The organism is Paenimyroides aestuarii, from assembly GCF_024628805.1.
In the GTDB taxonomy this organism is placed as follows: Bacteria; Bacteroidota; Bacteroidia; order Flavobacteriales; family Flavobacteriaceae; genus Flavobacterium; species Flavobacterium aestuarii_A.
Map to the genome: position 1 here is coordinate 2,354,840 of NZ_CP102382.1, position 19,461 is coordinate 2,374,300.

Consider the following 19,461-nt stretch of genomic DNA (forward strand, 5'->3'; position numbering starts at 1 on the left):
TACAAAGATTCGCTTTTTAAGAGTAATTAATTTTTCAATAATGGAAGAAAAAAAGTTAGACAAAAGTAGCCTTATAGGCATGGCTATTATTACTGTTTTATTAATTTGGATGGTATCTGGAAACATGTTTTCAGATAAAAAAGACGATAAAACGAAAGAAACCACCACAACCGAAACTGCTGCCAAAACGCCAATTGATCAATTAGCGGCAAATGCACAAAACGACACAGTTGCTACTGCGCAACTTAAAAATGAACTAGGGTCGTTTGCATACGGCGCAGCATTACCCACAGTTGTTGGGGCAAAAGACATTACTGTAAACAACGGGGTTTTAACAGTTGTTTTCTCCGGTAAAGGCGGTTATATTAAAGAAGTAACGGTAAACGATCAAAAGAGAATTTCGAGCCAAAATACCGATTTAGTTAAGATTATTACAGATAATAATTCCAAACTAAATTTAAAATTCAACACAAAAGACAACCGTGTTCTTAATACGAAAGATTTGTTGTTTGAACCTACACAAACAAAAGAAGGTGAAAACACAGTGATTTCTATGAAGTTAAAAACTTCGGAAACCGCTTATTTGGAGTATCGTTATGTATTGAAACCTAACGATTATATGCTTGATTTAAGTATAAAATCGGTTGGTTTAAACAATGTGCTTAATACGGCAAATCCGGCAGAATTAACTTGGCAGCTAAAAGCTACCCGAAACGAAAAATCGATCACTTACGAAAATCGTTATGCAGAGATTGTGTATGAATACGAAGACGGAAAAGACGATTATCTGAATCCTGCAAAAACAACTATTGAAGATGCACAAGATTTAACCTATGTAGCTTTTAAACAACATTTGTTTACGTCGGTTTTATTAACCGAAACACCTATCAAAACAGCAAAATTAAGTCAGGAAAATTTAGTGAAAGACGAAGATAGCAATGCTGCTTTCTTAAAAGATTTTCAGGCAGTAATGCCATTAGAATATAAAGGTGGTGAACTTTCGTATAACATGAATTTGTATATGGGTCCCACTGACTATAACATCTTAAACGATTACGATAAAAATTTAGACGAGATTGTTCCATTAGGATGGGGAATTTTTGGCTGGTTGAATAAATTAATCATTATTCCGATTTTTACAGTATTAACGAATTTAATTCCTCACGGAATTGCTATTGTATTGTTCACAATCGTGATTCGTTTGATCATGTCGCCGGTTCAGTACAAATCGTATGTTTCGCAGGCAAAAATGAAATTAATTCGCCCAGAAGTAAACGAATTAAATGAAAAGTACGCGAAAGACCCAATGAAGAAACAGCAGGAAACCATGAAGCTTTATAACAAAGCAGGGGTAAACCCAATGGCAGGTTGTATTCCAATGTTTATTCAGTTGCCGGTTTTCTATGCGTTGTTTAGTTTCTTTCCATCGGCGTTTGATTTAAGACAAAAAGCATTCCTTTGGGCAGACGATTTATCGTCGTATGACAGTGTGTTTACTTTACCGTTCTCGATTCCATTTTACGGAAACCACGTTAGTTTGTTCCCAATTTTGGCTGCTTTGGCAACGTTTGTTTACATGAAAATGACAACAGGCGATCAGGCTGCCATGACTCCGCAACAAGAAGGTATGCCGGATATGAGCAAAATCATGAAAGTGATGATTTATATTTCACCAGTGATGATGTTGTTTTTCTTTAACAATTACGCTTCTGGTTTGTCGTTGTACTACTTTATTTCAAATTTAATTACCATAGGAATTATGTATGTAATTAAAAATAAAATTGTTACAGAAGATAAAGTAAAAGCAATTATCGAAACCAATAAATCAAAAGAAAAGCCCAAATCTAAATTCCAACGCAAAATGGAAGAAATGATGGAGCAAGCACAGCAACAGCAAAATGCTCAAAAGAAAAAATAATTTATTTTTGATTATATTTAAAGCATCCTTGAAAGAGGGTGCTTTTTGTTTTAAAAGAGATACACGTAAATAATTTTCAATCAGAAAAAGTTTTAATATGAAATTGCTATGAAAAAAATTAAATTATTTTTAGGATCACTTATTTTATTGTTAGGTCAAAATATAATAGCACAAAACTTTAGCTCTAATGAAAGAAGAGAAACAGTAGAAAAAATTCTTAATACAGCTATTAATAGTTTACCATTTGATAGCGTTTATAATCAAAAGCGATTTTGTTTCTTAGCTAATGAGTTATTAACAAAAAATTCCCAATTAATATTAAAACGTAAAAAATGTAAAGTTTTAATTTTTGAGAGAGATAAAGTCAAAAAATTAAAGAAGTATGTAGTACTTGGTGATTTTACATTAAATTGGAATAATCCAATTGTTGTAAGGATTCAATTTGAAGTGATGCCAGATAATAGGCTCTTAAATATCTCACTTGAAAAAGTTGATGAATTATGGACTATAAAAGATTATCTAATTTTAGATAATTAAATTAATGCCAATTCGCGCAAGCGTCACGCTTGTGCTGATAGATATACTACAGTATTTTATAAATTTAATCCAACAAATCCGCCAATTCTTCGCCTACAATTGAGCCAATCGCAATGCCTGTTCCAGTTAAACGAACGCCACAATACACATTTTCCGAAAGCTGTTTCACAATTGGATTTCGTTTTTCGCCCATTCCCATAATTCCGCTCCAGCGATGATCGATTTCAAATGTATGATTCGGAAGAATGATTTCTCTTAAGTAAGTTTCCAATTGATTTTGAATTAATGTTGTTGTAGCAAATTCCGTGGTGGTTTCACCTTCCAAATCCAGATTTCTTCCACCTCCGAATAGCACGCGATTACCAACATTTCTAAAATAATAAAAGCCTTCGTCCATATGAAAACAACCTTTGAATGGTAAATTTTCAATTGGTTTTGTGACTAAAACTTGTGCCCGAGCGGGAACTACGTCCAAATCATATAATTTTTTGGTAAATGCATTCGTACACAAAAATACTTTTTTTGAAGTGAACTGAAATCCATTTTCCAATTCAATTGCTACTTCAGTGTTCAAATCGTTTATTGATTTTACTTCCACATTATTTAAAATGGATATACCACTAGAAATAACCAATTGTACAAACGATTGCATCATTTTTCCGGTGTGAATATGTCCTTCAAAATCGGTTTCAATCATGCCAATTGTATCTTTAAAACCAAAGCTTTTAGTAGCTTTTCGAAATACATTCTCCTGAAAAATGGGATGCAACCAAGAATTAATTCGATCCAAATTTTCTAAACTTCTATCCATTAACTCTTTATCGGTTTCTCGAAAAATTTCAAACCCGCCGTATTGATGATAATCCATTTTCTCATCGGGAATTAATGACCGCAATTTTTGCAAACCTTTCACTCTTCGTTCCACCAACTTGTAAACATCTTCTTCAGCATTCGATTCCAGATACCAAAGTATTTCCGACAAAGTTCCAAAACAAGCAAACCCGGCATTTTTCGTGCTTGCACCCTCGGGAAGCATTCCTTTTTCAATGATGACAATTTTTGCCTTAGGATGTTTTTGTCGCAAATGATAGGCGGTACTCAAACCCACAATTCCGCTTCCCACAATAGTAAAATCAATATTTCGAAAGTATGTTTCTAATTCCCAAAAACTTAAATGCATAGTATAATTATATAATTCAAAAATACACGCTTTTTTTACTAATTTTCAAGTTTACACACTTAATTTTTGATTTTTAGTTTATAAATGTGGTGGCAACTTGAATTTGATAAGTGAAATTATAATTTCTGGCAAAATAATTGCAAATACAAAATCATAAAACGTATTTTTGAAAAAATAATCTTTGAAAAATGAAACAATCTATTATAACAGCAGTTGCTGTGGTGTCTGCATCGGTTGTGGTATATGCACAAGATGTGAATAAAACCAATGCTCAAGGGCAACGCGAAGGTGTTTGGGTGGGATATTATCCAAAAACAAACCATATAAAATACGAAGGAACCTTCAAAAACGGTAAAGAAATAGGAACTTTTAAGTTTTATGCCGATGAACCCGATAAAAAGCTCATTGCTACTAAAGAGTTTAAAGCTGACGGATCGGTGTACACTGTTTTTTATAATGGTAAAAAGAAAATGTCTGAAGGGGTTTATATCAACAAAATGCGAGAAGGCATTTGGAAGATTTATCATGTGGACGGGCAAAATATAATGGCGGAGGAACCCTATAAGAACGACAAATTGCACGGTGTGAAAAAAGCCTATTACAGTTCGGGTAAATTGTCGGAAGAACTAGAATACAAAAACGGTATCGAAGATGGAATTTCTAATCAATATGCCGAAAACGGCGTAAAAATTAAAGAAACGCATTATAAAAATGGTGCATTGGATGGAAAGATCATCATTCGTGATACCAATGGAAAAATTACTGATGAAGCCGAATATGTTAACGGAAAGCTAATTGTACCTAAAAAAACTACCAAATAAAATATAACTCAATCAATTGTTGTAACTTTGCTTTTCGATTTATAAACAATGAAAAAAAGAGTAGTAGTAGGTCTTTCTGGCGGTGTAGATTCCAGCGTTGCAGCGCAATTGCTTTTAGATCAAGGGTATGAAGTGATTGGCTTGTTCATGAAGAACTGGCACGATGATTCCGTTACCATTTCCGATGAATGTCCTTGGTTAGAAGATAGTAATGATGCGTTATTGGTTGCCGATAAATTGGGAATTCCTTTTCAAACAGTAGATTTAAGCGAAGAATATAAAGAACGTATTGTGGACTATATGTTCAACGAATATGAAAACGGACGTACACCCAATCCGGATGTTTTGTGCAACCGTGAAATTAAGTTCGACGTGTTCATGAAAATTGCATTAGAATTAGGTGCCGATTTTGTAGCAACTGGTCATTATTGCCGAAAAGAAGAAACAATTGTAAACGGAAAAAAAGTTTACAAATTATTAGCTGGAAAAGATCCCAATAAAGATCAATCCTATTTTTTATGCCAATTATCACAAGAACAACTAGCAAAAGCATTGTTCCCGATAGGTGAATATTTAAAGCCAGAAGTTCGTGAGATTGCTGCCAAAAACGATTTAATTACAGCCGAAAAGAAAGATTCGCAAGGTTTGTGCTTTATTGGAAAAGTACGTTTGCCTGATTTTTTACAACAGCAATTGAAACCTAAAAAGGGAATTATTTACGAAGTTTCTAAAGATCATGCAGTTTATACCAATCAAAAGCCTACTTTTGATTCGTTGATTGATGAATTAACTTGGGAAGCAACTTCAGTGAAATATACTCCCGAAATGGCCAAAAAAGTAGGTGAACACAACGGTGCGCATTATTTTACAATTGGTCAGCGAAAAGGCTTGAATGTTGGCGGAACGCAAGAAGCATTATTTATCATTGATACAAACGTTGCAGATAATGCCATTTATACAGGTCAAGGTCATGCTCATCCTGGCTTGTTTCGCAAAACCCTTCTGGTGCAGCCACATGAAATCCATTGGATACGCGAAGATTTGCGTTTGAACAATGGCGAAACCATGGAAGTAATGGCGCGTATTCGTTACCGTCAGCCGTTGCAAAAAGCAACATTGCATCAAACCGAAAAAGGATTATTTGTGCGATTTGATGAACCACAATCAGCCATTACCGAAGGACAGTTTGTTTCTTGGCATATAGATGATGAATTAATAGGCTCTGGAGTGATATCGAAGATATAAAATACTTGTATTTATTATCTAAATAAAATTCAAAGCCTTAATATTCAAAGGTGTACTTTTTAATTACCACAGATATAATTTTACAAAGTAATGCTATTAATTAATTAAATTATCACTGATTTGGAATGCGCTGCATTCAATAAATATACATAATTTTTATACTTTCCTTGTGGTACTATTTAATAATATGTGGAAGTTCTGTATTGCAGTATGGGTAATAAAATTGAAATTATAATTACAAAACCAAACTAAAAAGTTAGTTTGGTTTTGTATTTTTTTTATGTTGAATACGTTACTGACTGTTTAAGTTCGCTTTAACTTAAATGGCATTTAAACGAATACTAGAAAATCACGTTTTCACCATCTTCTGGAATAAAAACTTTTTCTTGTAATTGATGATTTTTAAGTGCATTGCGAAGTTGCATTCTTGTAGTGGGGCAGTGGTTCAACGCTTCCAAATGATTGGCAAACACTTTTCCCGGTGCATTTTTGATGAATTTTAAAATATCTTCCATTGTCATTAAAAGTGGTTTTCCGAAATCCAATTGAGCGCTTCCGCACGCCAAAACTGAAATTTCGGGTTTCAGTTCTCTCAATACGCGATCTACATCTTGCGTGTATATAGTGTCTGCACTGATGTAAATGGATTTTTCATTCGGAAATTTTAGATAAAAACCCATTACATTTCCCATTGGTTTGGCAATAAATCCGTAGCCGTGAATGGCAGGAATTCCGATGATTTTTCCCTCCAAAAAATCGTGTTCTTTCCAAAAATCCAGACTTTCGGCAATGTTTAATCCGCGTTTTTGAAGCGTTTTTTCATCATTTTTAGAGCAAATTACAGGGATGTTTTTTTGTTTTAAAAATGATTCTGCATCTTTGTCTAAATGATCAGGATGCAAGTGTGTTACTAAGCAATGCGTCACTTTTTCTAAGATAGAATGACTGTTGGAAGGCAAATCCACTAAAGGATTTTTTCGAGGTTTAAAACGGAAAAGGGTGAACGGAGATAAAGTGGCTTTTTTTCCTAACATAGGATCAACTAAAATAAATTTTTCTTGTGTCTCTATAATTAGTGTGGCGTTTCGTAAATGATGTAATTTCATCTTTTTTTGTATTAAAATTTCTGCAAAGATGAGTTGTTCATGCTATACAGTTCATTGATTCATATCAAGAAATTTCAATTGTGGTTTTTGCGTGAGGGATTGCAGTGGAAATCTTTTTTGTGAGGAACGAACAAAAAAATTGAAACGAAAAGCCCGACCCGACGGAAGAATGAAGGAGGGACACGCCCAAATTTTTAAAAAATACGTTTTCGAATTCTGCTCAAGGTTTCGGGTGTAATGCCCAAATAGGAGGCGATATGATACTGTGGAATTTGTTGCAGCCACAGCGGTTTGTGTTGCAATAGGTTCTTGTAGTTTTCCTCGGCAGTATTGATGAATTGGCAGAATTCGTCTTGTTCTTTTTTCGCTATAATTCGCTGAAAAATTTCGTCTACAAATAATTTTCCGCAAGTGTATTCTTTTAAAAAATGTAGAAATTTTTCTTTGGATAAGGTTCTAATTTGTACGTCGGTTACACATTCCTGATTTTTGCGAGTGGGTTTATCGGATACAAAAGAATAAAAATCGGTTACAAATTCGTTGGCAAGAAAAAAATCAATATTTTTCTCCTTTTCATTGTTGGCGTAAAACTCGCGAATAATGCCGCTGTCCAAAAAACGAAGCTCCTTTTCGGTTGTCCCAAAATGCAAAATTGGTTGGTTTTTCTTGTATTTTTTGGTTTCAAAAGAATGCACAAAAAGTTCTAACCCTTCTTTGTTAAAAGGAAATTCGGTAATGAAAAATTGGTATAATTGGTCGGTTTTAGTATCCATCTACCGTACAAAATTAAGTAAAAATTAAATAAATTAGTTTGGTTTTCCTATTTTTGTAGGAACTGAAAAGTAAATAAAATGAACAGAATCTCACAACTATTCAATATAAAATATCCTATTATCCAAGGCGGAATGATTTGGAACAGCGGGTACAAATTAGCTGCTGCTGTTAGCAATGCTGGCGGTTTGGGCTTAATTGGCGCCGGCTCCATGTATCCGGAAGTTTTGCGCGAACATATTCAAAAATGTAAGCAAGCAACCGATAAACCTTTTGGCGTGAATGTTCCCATGTTGTATCCAAATATCGATGAAATTATGAATATCATTGTGGAAGAAGGTGTGAAAGTCGTGTTTACATCGGCAGGAAATCCCAAAACATGGACCTCTTGGTTAAAAGAAAAAGGCATTACGGTGGTTCATGTGGTGAGTTCGTCAAAGTTTGCTGTTAAAGCACAAGAGGCGGGTGTTGATGCTGTGGTTGCTGAAGGTTTTGAAGCCGGTGGTCACAATGGAAGGGAAGAAACCACAACATTGACCTTAATTCCGATGGTAAAACAGCATTTACAAATTCCTTTGATTGCCGCAGGTGGAATTGCAACCGGAAAGGCGATGCATGCTGCAATGGTTTTAGGTGCTGATGGTGTTCAAATGGGCACCCGATTTGCAATGACTACCGAAAGTTCTTCGCACCAACATTTCAAAGATGCATGTGTGAATGCACAAGAAGGTGACACTTATCTTACGCTGAAAGAATTGGCACCGGTGCGGTTAATTCGCAATAAATTTTTTAACGAAGTGCAAGAAGCGTACGGAAAATGTGCCACAACTGACGATTTAAAAGCATTGTTGGGACGTGCAAGAGCCAAACGCGGTATGTTTGAAGGTGATTTGGAAAATGGTGAACTCGAAATTGGTCAGATTGTTGGCTTGATTAACGAAATTAAACCAGTTGATGATGTGATGCAGGAAATTATTGCCGATTTTCATCAATCTAGAAAAGTCGATTTATCGTTCTAAATTCATAATAAACCCATAAAAGCAAGGAATATTTACAATAGATATTCCTTTTTTTATTAATTTTAGAAAACCAACCTATAAATAAAATTATGAGTTATTACAAAATCGCCGATTTAGAACAATATTTTAAACATTATAAAAAGTCAGTCCGCGAGCCTCGAAAGTTTTGGAGCAAAATTGCAGAAGAAAATTTTATTTGGTATCAAGTTTGGGATAAAGTTTTTGAAGTTGATTTTCCCAAAGGCGCTATAAAATGGTTTGTGAATGCTAAATTAAATATTACTAAAAATTGTATTGACCGACATTTATCAAAGCGTGGCGAAAAAACAGCTTTAATCTTTGAACCAAACAATCCGTCTGAAAAACCGCAACACATCAGTTACAATGAACTGTACACTAGTGTTTCAAAAACAGCAAATGTTTTAAAATCGTTAGGCGTTAAAAAAGGCGATCGTGTGTGCATTTATTTGCCAATGATTCCAGAATTAGCCATAACCATGTTGGCTTGTGCCCGAATTGGCGCCATACATTCAGTGATTTTTGCAGGATTTTCAGATGCGGCCATTCGTTCGCGTGTGCAAGATTGTGCTGCAAAAATAATTGTAACTTCAGATGGAGGTTTCCGTGGCGAAAAAACAATTAAAACCAAAGAAGTTGTAGATAAAGCAATTGAAGGAGTAACTACCGTTGAAAAAGTTTTGGTGGTGAAACGCACCAATGAAAAAGTGGCGTTTAATCCAGAGAAAGACCTTTGGTTTGATGAACTGTACCAAGCTGCTGAAAACACAAATACTGCCGAAATTATGGATGCGGAAGATCCATTATTTATCCTTTATACTTCAGGGTCAACCGGTAAACCTAAGGGAATGGTGCACACCACAGCCGGATACATGGTGCAAACGGCTTATAGTTTTCAAAATGTTTTTAATTATAAAGATACCGATGTTTTTTGGTGCAGTGCCGATTTAGGATGGATTACAGGACATTCATACATTTTATATGGTGCCTTGTTAAACGGTGCCACGACAGTTCTTTTTGAAGGAATACCTACTTATCCTGATCCATCGCGCTATTGGGAAATCATTGATAAATATAAAATCACGCATTTTTATACAGCTCCCACAGCCATTCGTTCGTTAATGACTACTGATTATTCGTATGTAGCTTCGCACGATCTATCTTCCTTGCGGGTTTTAGGTTCTGTTGGCGAGCCCATTAATGAAGAAGCTTGGCACTGGTTTAATGATTTTATCGGAAAAAAACGATGCCCGATTGTAGATACATGGTGGCAAACAGAAACAGGTTCCATAATGATTGCACCGCTGGCGTTTGTTACTCCAACAAAACCAACTTACGCTACTTTACCATTGCCCGGCATACAATCGGTTTTAATGGACGAAAAAAACAATGAAATAAAAGGCAACCAAGTAATGGGCAGTTTATGTGTGAAGTTTCCATGGCCTTCGATTGCACGAACTATTTGGGGCGATCATGAGCGTTTTGTAAAAACCTATTTCACTGATTTTCCAGGAACTTATTTCACAGGCGATAACGCCTTGCGAGATGAAGTGGGCTATTACCGAATCACGGGTAGGGCAGATGATGTGGTGATTGTTTCAGGACATAATTTGGGAACAGCACCGATTGAGGATGCTATTAACCAACATCCGGCTGTAGCAGAATCGGCAGTGGTTGGATTTCCACATGATATAAAAGGAAATGCTTTATATGGATACATTTCCTTAAAAAAAGAAGGAAGCACACGCGACCGAGAAAACCTGAAAAAGGAAATTAACCAATTAATTGCAGATCATTACGGACCAATTGGTAAACTAGATAAAATGCAGTTTGTGGATGATTTACCAAAAACACGTTCAGGTAAAATACTGCGAAGACTATTGCGATCAATAGCAATGAATCAATTGGAAAATTTTGGCGATACATCAACGATGATTAATCCCGAAGTGGTTCAGAACATAATTAATGGTCGTGTTTAATAAAAAAATCCCTTTAATTTTCATTTTAAAGGGATTTTGTTTTTTATACAGCTACATTATGTTCACGCAAAGCATCGTTCAAAGAAGTTTTTTTATCGGTACTTTCTTTTCGTTTCCCAATAATTAATGCACATGGAACTTGATATTCACCGGCCGGGAATTTTTTTGTATAAGAACCAGGAATGACCACCGAACGCTCTGGCACATATCCTTTAATTTCGATAGGAGTTTCGCCAGTTACATCGATAATCTTTGTAGAAGCAGTTAAACAAACGTTGGCACCTAAAACAGCTTCTTTCCCTACACGAACACCTTCCACCACAATGCAACGAGAACCAATAAAAGCATTATCTTCAATAATCACAGGAGCGGCTTGTAGAGGCTCCAAAACACCGCCAATACCAACACCGCCGGATAAATGTACGTTTTTACCAATTTGCGCACAAGAACCCACGGTAGCCCATGTATCAACCATTGTTCCTTCATCAACATAGGCACCAATATTAACATAAGATGGCATTAAAATTACACCAGAGGATATATATGCTCCATGACGAGCCACTGCATTTGGAACCACACGAACACCTTTTTCAGCATAATTGCGTTTTAAAGGCATTTTGTCATGGTACTCAAAGATTCCGGCTTCCAATGTTTCCATTTTCTGAATAGGGAAATAGAGAACAACTGCTTTTTTTACCCATTCGTTTATTTGCCAACCACCATCAGTTGGTTCTGCAGTTCGCAATTCGCCATTATCAATTAAATCAATTACCTTTCTAATGGTGTTTTGTGTTTCTTCTTGTTGTAGTAACTCTCGGTTTTCCCAAGCTTGCTCTATGATGTTTTTTAATTCTTGCATAAAATCAGTTTTTGCAAATATATTAATCTTATTACTTATTTTTTCTAATCTAATAAAAAAACCTGCCGTAAAGCAGGTTTTTTATATTTGATAAGTAAGATAAACGGGTTTTACAAACGTTTATTTAATTTTATTAACGATAGCTGTGAAAGCTTCTGGGTGGTTCATTGCTAAATCTGCTAAAACCTTACGGTTTAATTCGATGTTGTTCGCTTTGATTTTCCCCATGAATTGAGAATAAGACATTCCGTGTAAGCGTGCACCAGCGTTGATACGCATGATCCATAACGCGCGGAAATTTCTTTTCTTTTGTTTTCTGTCGCGGTATGCATATTGCATTGCTTTTTCTACCGCATTTTTAGCTACTGTCCAAACGTTTTTACGTCTTCCGAAGAAACCTTTGGCTTGCTTCAAAATTCTTTTTCTTCTTGCTCTTGATGCTACTGCATTATTTGCTTTTGGCATAATTTTAAATTTTTTTTGTAGTAGGGCGGATGTGAAACACACCTCTTTCGACCGAATATTTTTAAAGATCAGCCCACTCCAGGGTTATTAAATTGTTTTAACCGAAAGAACGATTAGATGATTCTTAATTGTTCTTTGATGCTTTTCTCGTCTGCTTTATGTACTAAACCAGAGTGTGTTAAAGCTAATTTACGCTTTTTAGACTTCTTTGTTAAGATGTGGCTTTTAAAAGCGTGTTTTCTTTTAATTTTTCCAGAACCTGTAACGGTGAAACGTTTTTTGGCACTAGATTTAGTTTTCATTTTAGGCATTTGTTCCTAGGTATTTATGTTATCTTACTTAACAATATTTTGCAAAAATACTAATTTTTCTTTTTAGGTGCAATATACATGGTCATTCTTTTTCCTTCAAGAACGGGCATAGCTTCTACTTTACCATATTCTTCAAGGTCTTGTGCCAAACGCAATAGTAATATTTGCCCTTGTTCTTTGTAAATAATTGATCGTCCTTTAAAAAATACAAATGCTTTTAATTTAGAACCTTCTTTAAGAAACTTCATTGCATTTTTCTTTTTAAACTCGTAATCGTGTTCGTCTGTTTGTGGGCCAAAACGAATTTCTTTAACCGTAATTTGTGCAGTTTTAGCTTTCAACATTTTGTCACGTTTCTTTTGTTCGTAAAGAAACTTTTTGTAGTCGATAATTTTACAAACAGGTGGTGCAGCGTTGGGTGAAATTTCCACTAAGTCTAATCCTTGCTCATCTGCAATTGCCATTGCCTGAGAAGTTTTATATACTCCAGGTTCTACATTATCGCCTACTAAACGAACTTCTGGCACACGAATCGCTTCATTTGTTTTGTGTGCATCTTCCTTCTTCTCGTGAGGTTTGAAACCTCTTCTGTTATGTACTGCTATGGGTTTAAAATTTTGTGCTTGTTACCAAGCGGTTAAACTTAAAATTGTTTTATTGTTTTGTTTATTTCATCTTGAATTAATGAAGAAAATTCTTCAATACTCATTGATGTGTTTGTTTTTCCTGATTCGCCTTGTTTGCGCACTGAAACTTGGTTGTTTTTTTCTTCTTCTTCGCCAATGATCAACATATACGGGTACTTTTGTAATTCGGCTTCCCGAATTTTTTTACCTATTGTTTCGTTGCGGTCATCAAGTTTAGCGCGAATTTCGTTATTTTCCAACAAAGTTAAAACTTTTTTTGCATAATTTTCATATTTCTCGCTTAAAGACAAGATAATAACTTGCTCTGGCATCAACCATAATGGGAAATGACCGCCGGTATGCTCTAATAAAATGGCAATAAATCGCTCCATTGAACCAAAAGGGGCACGGTGAATCATTACAGGGCGGTGCAATTTATCGTCTGCTCCTTTGTAGGTTAAATCAAAACGCTCGGGTAAATTGTAATCTACCTGAATGGTTCCTAACTGCCAGCTGCGTCCTAAAGCATCTTTCACCATGAAATCTAACTTTGGTCCGTAGAAAGCTGCTTCGCCCGATTCCACCACATAGTTTAAGCCTTTATCTTTTGCTGCGCTGATGATGGCATTTTCTGCTTTTTCCCAATTTTCTACCGACCCAATATATTTATCTGGATTGCTTAAATCGCGAACGGAAACTTGAGCGGTGAAGTTTTCAAAACCTAATGATCCAAATACGTAAAGTACTAAGTCAATTACTTTTTTAAATTCTTCATCTAACTGGTCGGGTGTACAGAATATGTGGGCATCGTCTTGAGTGAAACCACGAACACGTGTTAAACCATGTAATTCACCTGATTGCTCATATCTATAAACCGTTCCAAATTCTGCATAACGTTTTGGCAAATCTTTGTACGACCAAGGTTTTGCATTGTAAATTTCACAATGGTGCGGACAGTTCATTGGTTTTAATAAAAACTCTTCGCCCTCTGCTGGTGTGTGAATTGGTTGGAATGAATCAGCGCCATATTTTGCATAATGCCCTGATGTTACATACAATTCTTTTTGACCAATATGCGGCGTTACAACTTGTTCATAACCTGCTTTCTTTTGTGCTTTGCGTAAAAATTGTTCCAAACGATCGCGCAATGCAGCACCTTTTGGCAGCCACAATGGCAATCCTTGCCCCACACGTTGCGAGAAATGAAACAATTCTAATTCTTTACCTAATTTACGATGATCACGGCGTTTTGCCTCTTCGATCATTTCTAAATATTCGGTAAGTTCTTTTTGTTTTGGAAACGATATACCGTACACACGCGTTAATTGCTTGTTCTTCTCATCACCGCGCCAATATGCACCTGCAACCGAAAGTATTTTTACGGCTTTAATGATTCCGGTGTTTGGAATGTGCCCTCCACGACACAAATCGGTGAAGGTTGCGTGGTCGCAAAAACTTATTGTTCCGTCTTCTAAATTCTGAATTAATTCGGTTTTATATTCGTTATCCTTATATAATTCCAATGCTTCTGCTTTTGTTGCAGATCGCATTTTAAACTCGTGTTTTTCTTTTGATATTGCTAAAATTCGATCTTCAATGGCTTTGAAATCATTGTCTGAGATCTTATTTGCACCAAAATCCACATCATAATAAAATCCATTGTCAATTGCAGGGCCAATTGTTAATTTAATGCCTGGATACATCTCTTGCAAAGCTTGTGCCATAACGTGTGATGTAGAGTGCCAAAAAGCTTTTTTTCCGTCGGCATCGTTCCAAGTATATAACGTTAAACTACCATCGGTGGTTAAAGGCGTAACCGTTTCAACGGTTGTTCCGTTAAAATTTGCTGAAATTACGTTACGTGCTAAACCTTCGCTTATGCTTAAAGCGACTTCATGCGGTGTTACGCCTGAAGCGTATTCGCGCACCGAACCATCTGGTAATGTTATTTTAATCATTTTGCTTTTTAAATTTATCATGCAAATATACTAAAGAATTATTTTACCTTAACAAAAAATAGTAAGCTTTCATTATGAAATGTTATAGTTTTTGCTTTATTTCGTTGTTATAATGATTACAAAAGATTTGGTAGAAATTGTTCGGTATGAAAATCGTTTTAAAAACGATTGGGATTCCTTTGTTGATAATGCTGAAAATGGAACTTTTTTGTTTCATAGAGTTTTTATGGAATATCACAAAGACCGATTCGAAGATTTTTCGCTGATGCTTTTTTGCAAGGGCAGTTTAAAAGCCATTTTGCCCGCTAATGTCTTAGATAAAACGATATATTCACACCAGGGTTTAACTTTTGGTGGATTGCTAATTGCGCCTCATTGCACCGATGAAACGTATGCCTTTTTTTGGCAACATATTAAAGACTATCTTTCGGTGAAAGGTTTTACCGATTTGATTTTTAAAGAAATGCCAGCGCCTTATCAAAGGCAAATGTGGAATGATGATTTAAGTCTTGATAGAAAATTAGTTCAGCAAACTAGTAATTTTCAAGTGAACCTTAATGATTTTAAAATTTCTAAAAGTAAATTAAAGCACTATCACCGTGCAGCAAAAAATAATTTTTTATTGGTGGAAGATGATGCATTTGAACCTTTTTGGAAGAATATTTTAGAGCCATTGCTTAGCGAAAAATACCAAACAAAACCTTTGCATTCGTTGGAAGAAATTACATCTTTAAAGAAAAAATTCAATAAAAATATCATTCAATGCAACCTTTATTATAAGGATGAAATTGTGGCAGGAATTACGTTGTTTGTACATGCCGGATTTATTGTTAAATCGCAATACGGTGCATCGTCAGCTTTAGGAAAAAAATTAAGAGCTATGGACTTTTTGTTTATTGAACTCATCCATAAATTTAAAAAACTTAATTTTGCTTTTTTTGATATGGGTACCGCGACTGATGCCTCTTTTCCCGAGGGTGTCAATCCTGGTTTAATGAATCAGAAAAAAGAATTGGGATGCCGTGCATATCCACAAAACATTTATCAAATTAGGCTATGATTCCTTATCTAAACATAAAAAAAATAAACCAACCGTATCAGGAAGCTTTTTTATCAAAAACCAAACTTTTTTTTGATAAAGGGCATTATATTTTAGGTGATGAAGTGTTGAAATTTGAGCAGGAATTTGCAGCTTATTGCAAGGTGTCGCACTGCATTGGCGTGGGTAATGGTTTAGATGCTTTACTGTTAATTTTTAAAGCTTATATTGAATTAGGAGCTTTGCAACCGGGCGATGAAGTGATTGTGCCTGCAAATACCTATATTGCTTGTATTTTAGCCATTCAAAATGCAGGTTTAACCCCGAAATTGGTCGATACTAATTTTTTAAATTATAATCTTACAATTGATGTGTTGCAGCAGCAAGTTACCCAAAATACCAAAGCGGTTTTGATGGTGCATTTATACGGACAAATCACCGATGCGTTGGCTATTCAAACATTTTGTAAAGATTTTGGATTGCTGCTAATAGAAGATGCAGCACAAGCACACGGCGCGGTGGCAAATGATAGAAAAGCCGGTGCTATTGGCAATGCGGCCGGATTTAGTTTTTATCCAGGCAAAAATTTAGGTTGTTTGGGCGATGGTGGTGCCATAACCACAAACAATGCACAACTTGCTGATTGTGTGCGCAGTTTGCGAAATTATGGTTCTGAATTAAAGTATCACAATATATATAAAGGTATCAATTCGCGACTAGACGAATTACAAGCGGCTTTTTTGCGATTGAAATTACCAGATTTAGATTTTGACAACAAGAAAAGACAAGGCATTGCAAAACGTTATTTAACAGAAATTGTAAATCCGTTGATTGTTTTGCCGTTTGTAAATGATTTTAGTGCGCATGTTTTTCATGTGTTCCCAGTGCGGGTAGAGCATCGGGCCGAGTTTCAACAGTATTTGATGGATCACAACATTCAAACGTTGATTCATTATCCTATTCCGCCTCATAAACAACAAGCAATGAGCGAATTAAATGATTTGCGTTTCCCGATTTCAGAGTTGGTTCACAAGCAAATTGTGAGTATTCCGCTGAACCCATCGCTAACGGTTGATGAGCAAGATTTTATTATTGAAAAAATGAATGGTTTTTAAATGGATGTGTATATAAAATCGTTTAATCGCCCGTATTTGCTGCATCGTACCATTGCCAGTATATATCATTTTTTACAACATTTCGATGCAAGAATTGTGGTTTTAGATGATGGAACACCTCAAAAATATTTAGATAAAATTGTAAATTTATTTCCAGAAGTAGAAGTTGTAAAATCACCTTATTACAATCAAAAAAGTGCAGCTATTTCTTCAAATATAGTTCCGGAAAAAGTTATTCCTGCCAATTTTTGGAGAGATGAAGTTTTAAAAGGCAGTGAACATTTTATACTTTTAGAAGATGATATGTGGTTTACAACTCCGGTAAATTACAAAGAATTCACTAAAAATGTGTATGATTCAAAAACAGATATGATTAAGTTTAGATGGTTAAAAAACAGCCTTTTAATCTCTGAAAATACAGTTGCAGAAAACAATTATTTTAATCTGGTTCAACCAACTGTTTTTACTAAAAATGCATTTTTATTTGATGCAATCTTTAGAACCAATTTTTTAAAATTAGGAAGCATTACTCGAAGATTGGTATCTTTTGATAACGAGCTTTTAAAATACTATCAATTATATTCTGTGGCCGGAGCTGTTTTTTCTAAGAGATATTACAAGGTTTGTTGGCAACAAAATCAAAGCGCTATTGATGAGTTGAATCAAATTGCACAACTTCTAAATGGAGGTATTTTGTTTAATGTAGGACACACAAAGCAAGAAATTTTAAAAGCAACATATAAAACCACAGCAACACTCATGTCTAAAGAAAATTTGGGTGAAACAGTAGATATTTTTTTAGTGAATCGCATTTTAAATGAGGCGTGGTACCATGAAAAAATGTATGATATAGATGCCTTTTCTTCAGATTTGCCCTCCGCTTGGATTGAAAACAACCTAGCAGATGAAGCATTGATTGTAAATTGGCAGAATTGGTATAGAGTATTCAAAAAATCTTATACAGCTATTGGTTGTGAAATTTAATGAAAAATAGCAACACACATTATAAAACCCTATTTAAAGCTACAAGCTTGTTTGGTATTGTAGAGGTTATCCGTATGCTGTTAAAAGTAGTAGCAAATATTGGTGCGAGTTACTTTCTTGGTGCGGCTAATTTTGGCTTGGTGGGCTTGATAGAAAATACCACGCAACTCATAAGTTCTATTACCAATTTTGGAATAAATTTTACAGGAATCAGGGAAGTTGCTGGTTTTAAAGATAAAAACAGTTTAGCGTTTCACAAAACATTAAAAATCATAAATCTATTTTGCTTGTTCAGTGGTATTTTGGCGGCTGCTATCTCCATTTTAGGAGCTTATTATTTAAGTTTTTTAACGTTTGATTCGTATCAATACTATTTTTGGTTTGTTCTTTTAAGCATCTATTTCGTTTGCACAAGTGGCACCCAAAGTAAAATTATTTTTTTGGAAGGTAGCCAAAACTTCAAAAAACTCATTCGAATCAATATTCTGGTAAATATTGTGAACACGCTTATTATTTTGGTAGCATATTACTATTTTAAAGTAAACGGAATTGTAATTGCCATGGTTGTTAATGCGTTTATAACATATTTGCTATACTACAAATTTAGCGGTGTGCAACGCGTTTCGGTCACAGTTACCAATAAAGAAATAAAAGCGCAGTTTAAGAAATTGATGCAATCGGGTGGATTATTGTCTGTAAATGTAGTTTTAGGATTTCTTTCCCTATATATAATTCGCTTGTATTTAAAAGAAATAGATTTAACCGTTTTAAGCTACTACAATGCCGGATTGATTATTTTAGTGTCCTATTTAGGAATTATTTTTATAGCAATCAGCAAATTTTTTTTCCCAAAACTCACTCAAGTTATTGAAGAAGAGGGTGATTTTAATTTATTGATAAACAATCAATTTGAAATTTGTTTATTACTTATTCTTCCTGCAATATTAGTGCTCTATTTATTGGGAGAATTTATAATAGGTATTTTGTTTTCGGCAGCATTCAAACCGGTTTATCAAATTCTTATTTTTGGACTTGCAGCCATTATTTTTAAAGGATTTAACTATTCCACCGGCTATTTATTTTTATCGAATAAAAACTGGAAACAGTATTTTTATATAAATGCAGTAAGCGATTTTTTAAATGTGATACTCACTATTTGGTTGTACCATAAAATGCAACTTTTTGGTATTGGTTTGGCGTTGCTTGTCAATTATTTTTTAGGAGCTGTTTATTGTTATTTCTACATCCGAAAAAAATATGCGTTTAGTTTAACAAAAGCCAATCAGCTTTTTTTGCTGTTTGCAGTTTGCGCCGCAGCTCTTATTATTGTTTGTTTTTATACATTAAACCGACAATATTTTGATATTATTGCCTTGTTGTTTGTGATAATTTCGTTAATTTACAGTATTAAAAGGTTAGATGAATATTTACTAGATTCTAAAATTTTGAATAAAATAAAAGCATTATTTTGATTAGCAGATTGATACACTTTTTCAGCATTAACTGGTTT

At 34.8% G+C, this 19,461-nt stretch carries 18 protein-coding genes; 10 read left to right on the forward strand and 8 right to left on the reverse strand.

The window, feature by feature from the left end:
- Positions 1-40: 40 nt before the first annotated feature.
- Both yidC and NPX36_RS11440 read left to right on the forward strand, forming a co-directional pair.
- Positions 41-1,918, forward strand: coding sequence for a membrane protein insertase YidC (yidC, locus tag NPX36_RS11435; protein WP_257498840.1), 1,878 nt, complete (start codon positions 41-43; stop codon positions 1,916-1,918).
- A 108-nt stretch (positions 1,919-2,026) separates the two neighbouring features.
- Complete coding sequence (locus NPX36_RS11440) at positions 2,027-2,455, forward strand: hypothetical protein (RefSeq protein ID WP_257498841.1); 429 nt, start codon at positions 2,027-2,029, stop codon at positions 2,453-2,455.
- A 64-nt stretch (positions 2,456-2,519) separates the two neighbouring features.
- Here NPX36_RS11440 and NPX36_RS11445 read toward each other — a convergent pair whose 3' ends face one another.
- On the reverse strand, positions 2,520-3,635 hold the full coding sequence (locus tag NPX36_RS11445) for an NAD(P)/FAD-dependent oxidoreductase (RefSeq protein WP_257498842.1): 1,116 nt from the start codon (positions 3,633-3,635) through the stop codon (positions 2,520-2,522).
- Between the two features lie 188 nt (positions 3,636-3,823).
- Between NPX36_RS11445 and NPX36_RS11450 the strand changes: the two genes are divergently transcribed.
- Both NPX36_RS11450 and mnmA read left to right on the forward strand, forming a co-directional pair.
- Positions 3,824-4,456 carry a toxin-antitoxin system YwqK family antitoxin gene (locus NPX36_RS11450; protein ID WP_257498843.1) on the forward strand — a complete coding sequence of 211 codons (633 nt, stop codon included), beginning with the start codon at positions 3,824-3,826 and terminating at the stop codon, positions 4,454-4,456.
- A gap of 48 nt (positions 4,457-4,504) precedes the next feature.
- On the forward strand, positions 4,505-5,701 hold the full coding sequence (gene mnmA / locus NPX36_RS11455) for a tRNA 2-thiouridine(34) synthase MnmA (protein WP_257498844.1): 1,197 nt from the start codon (positions 4,505-4,507) through the stop codon (positions 5,699-5,701).
- A 341-nt stretch (positions 5,702-6,042) separates the two neighbouring features.
- Here mnmA and NPX36_RS11460 read toward each other — a convergent pair whose 3' ends face one another.
- Positions 6,043-6,807, reverse strand: coding sequence for an MBL fold metallo-hydrolase (locus NPX36_RS11460; RefSeq protein WP_257498845.1), 765 nt, complete (start codon positions 6,805-6,807; stop codon positions 6,043-6,045).
- Positions 6,808-7,001: 194 nt separating this feature from the next.
- On the reverse strand, positions 7,002-7,580 hold the full coding sequence (locus NPX36_RS11465) for a Crp/Fnr family transcriptional regulator (protein ID WP_257498846.1): 579 nt from the start codon (positions 7,578-7,580) through the stop codon (positions 7,002-7,004).
- 78 nt (positions 7,581-7,658) lie between these two features.
- Here NPX36_RS11465 and NPX36_RS11470 point away from each other — a divergent pair, with 78 nt between their 5' ends.
- Positions 7,659-8,597, forward strand: a complete 939-nt coding sequence (locus tag NPX36_RS11470; protein WP_257498847.1) for an NAD(P)H-dependent flavin oxidoreductase — start codon at positions 7,659-7,661, stop codon at positions 8,595-8,597.
- A gap of 89 nt (positions 8,598-8,686) precedes the next feature.
- Entirely contained in the window at positions 8,687-10,594 is a 1,908-nt protein-coding gene (gene acs, locus NPX36_RS11475; protein ID WP_257498849.1) for an acetate--CoA ligase, read from the forward strand.
- Positions 10,595-10,637: 43 nt separating this feature from the next.
- Here the strand turns inward: acs and NPX36_RS11480 are convergent, their stop codons facing one another.
- From NPX36_RS11480 to thrS, 5 genes are all read right to left on the reverse strand, one after another.
- On the reverse strand, positions 10,638-11,453 hold the full coding sequence (locus NPX36_RS11480) for a 2,3,4,5-tetrahydropyridine-2,6-dicarboxylate N-succinyltransferase (RefSeq protein WP_257498850.1): 816 nt from the start codon (positions 11,451-11,453) through the stop codon (positions 10,638-10,640).
- 120 nt (positions 11,454-11,573) lie between these two features.
- Positions 11,574-11,918, reverse strand: a complete 345-nt coding sequence (gene rplT, locus NPX36_RS11485; protein ID WP_091096657.1) for a 50S ribosomal protein L20 — start codon at positions 11,916-11,918, stop codon at positions 11,574-11,576.
- A 113-nt stretch (positions 11,919-12,031) separates the two neighbouring features.
- On the reverse strand, positions 12,032-12,229 hold the full coding sequence (gene rpmI, locus NPX36_RS11490; RefSeq protein WP_257498851.1) for a 50S ribosomal protein L35: 198 nt from the start codon (positions 12,227-12,229) through the stop codon (positions 12,032-12,034).
- 50 nt (positions 12,230-12,279) lie between these two features.
- A complete protein-coding gene (gene infC, locus NPX36_RS11495; protein WP_257500747.1) occupies positions 12,280-12,834 on the reverse strand; it encodes a translation initiation factor IF-3 in 555 nt (184 codons plus the stop codon).
- A gap of 38 nt (positions 12,835-12,872) precedes the next feature.
- Positions 12,873-14,813 carry a threonine--tRNA ligase gene (thrS, locus tag NPX36_RS11500; RefSeq protein WP_257498852.1) on the reverse strand — a complete coding sequence of 647 codons (1,941 nt, stop codon included), beginning with the start codon at positions 14,811-14,813 and terminating at the stop codon, positions 12,873-12,875.
- A 112-nt stretch (positions 14,814-14,925) separates the two neighbouring features.
- Here thrS and NPX36_RS11505 point away from each other — a divergent pair, with 112 nt between their 5' ends.
- The 4 genes from NPX36_RS11505 to NPX36_RS11520 are packed head-to-tail and all read left to right on the forward strand — an operon-like array spanning position 14,926 to position 19,423.
- The gene (locus NPX36_RS11505) at positions 14,926-15,873 is read left to right on the forward strand and encodes a FemAB family protein (protein ID WP_257498853.1); all 948 of its coding nucleotides are present in this window, start codon (positions 14,926-14,928) and stop codon (positions 15,871-15,873) included.
- On the forward strand, positions 15,870-16,967 hold the full coding sequence (locus tag NPX36_RS11510) for a DegT/DnrJ/EryC1/StrS family aminotransferase (RefSeq protein ID WP_257498854.1): 1,098 nt from the start codon (positions 15,870-15,872) through the stop codon (positions 16,965-16,967). The genes NPX36_RS11505 and NPX36_RS11510 overlap by 4 nt, the downstream gene beginning before the upstream one ends.
- Positions 16,968-17,951 carry a glycosyltransferase family 2 protein gene (locus NPX36_RS11515; protein WP_257498855.1) on the forward strand — a complete coding sequence of 328 codons (984 nt, stop codon included), beginning with the start codon at positions 16,968-16,970 and terminating at the stop codon, positions 17,949-17,951.
- Positions 17,951-19,423, forward strand: coding sequence for a lipid II flippase MurJ (locus tag NPX36_RS11520; protein ID WP_257498856.1), 1,473 nt, complete (start codon positions 17,951-17,953; stop codon positions 19,421-19,423). Before NPX36_RS11515 ends, NPX36_RS11520 begins: the two co-directional genes overlap by 1 nt.
- The last annotated feature ends 38 nt before the right edge of the window (positions 19,424-19,461 follow it).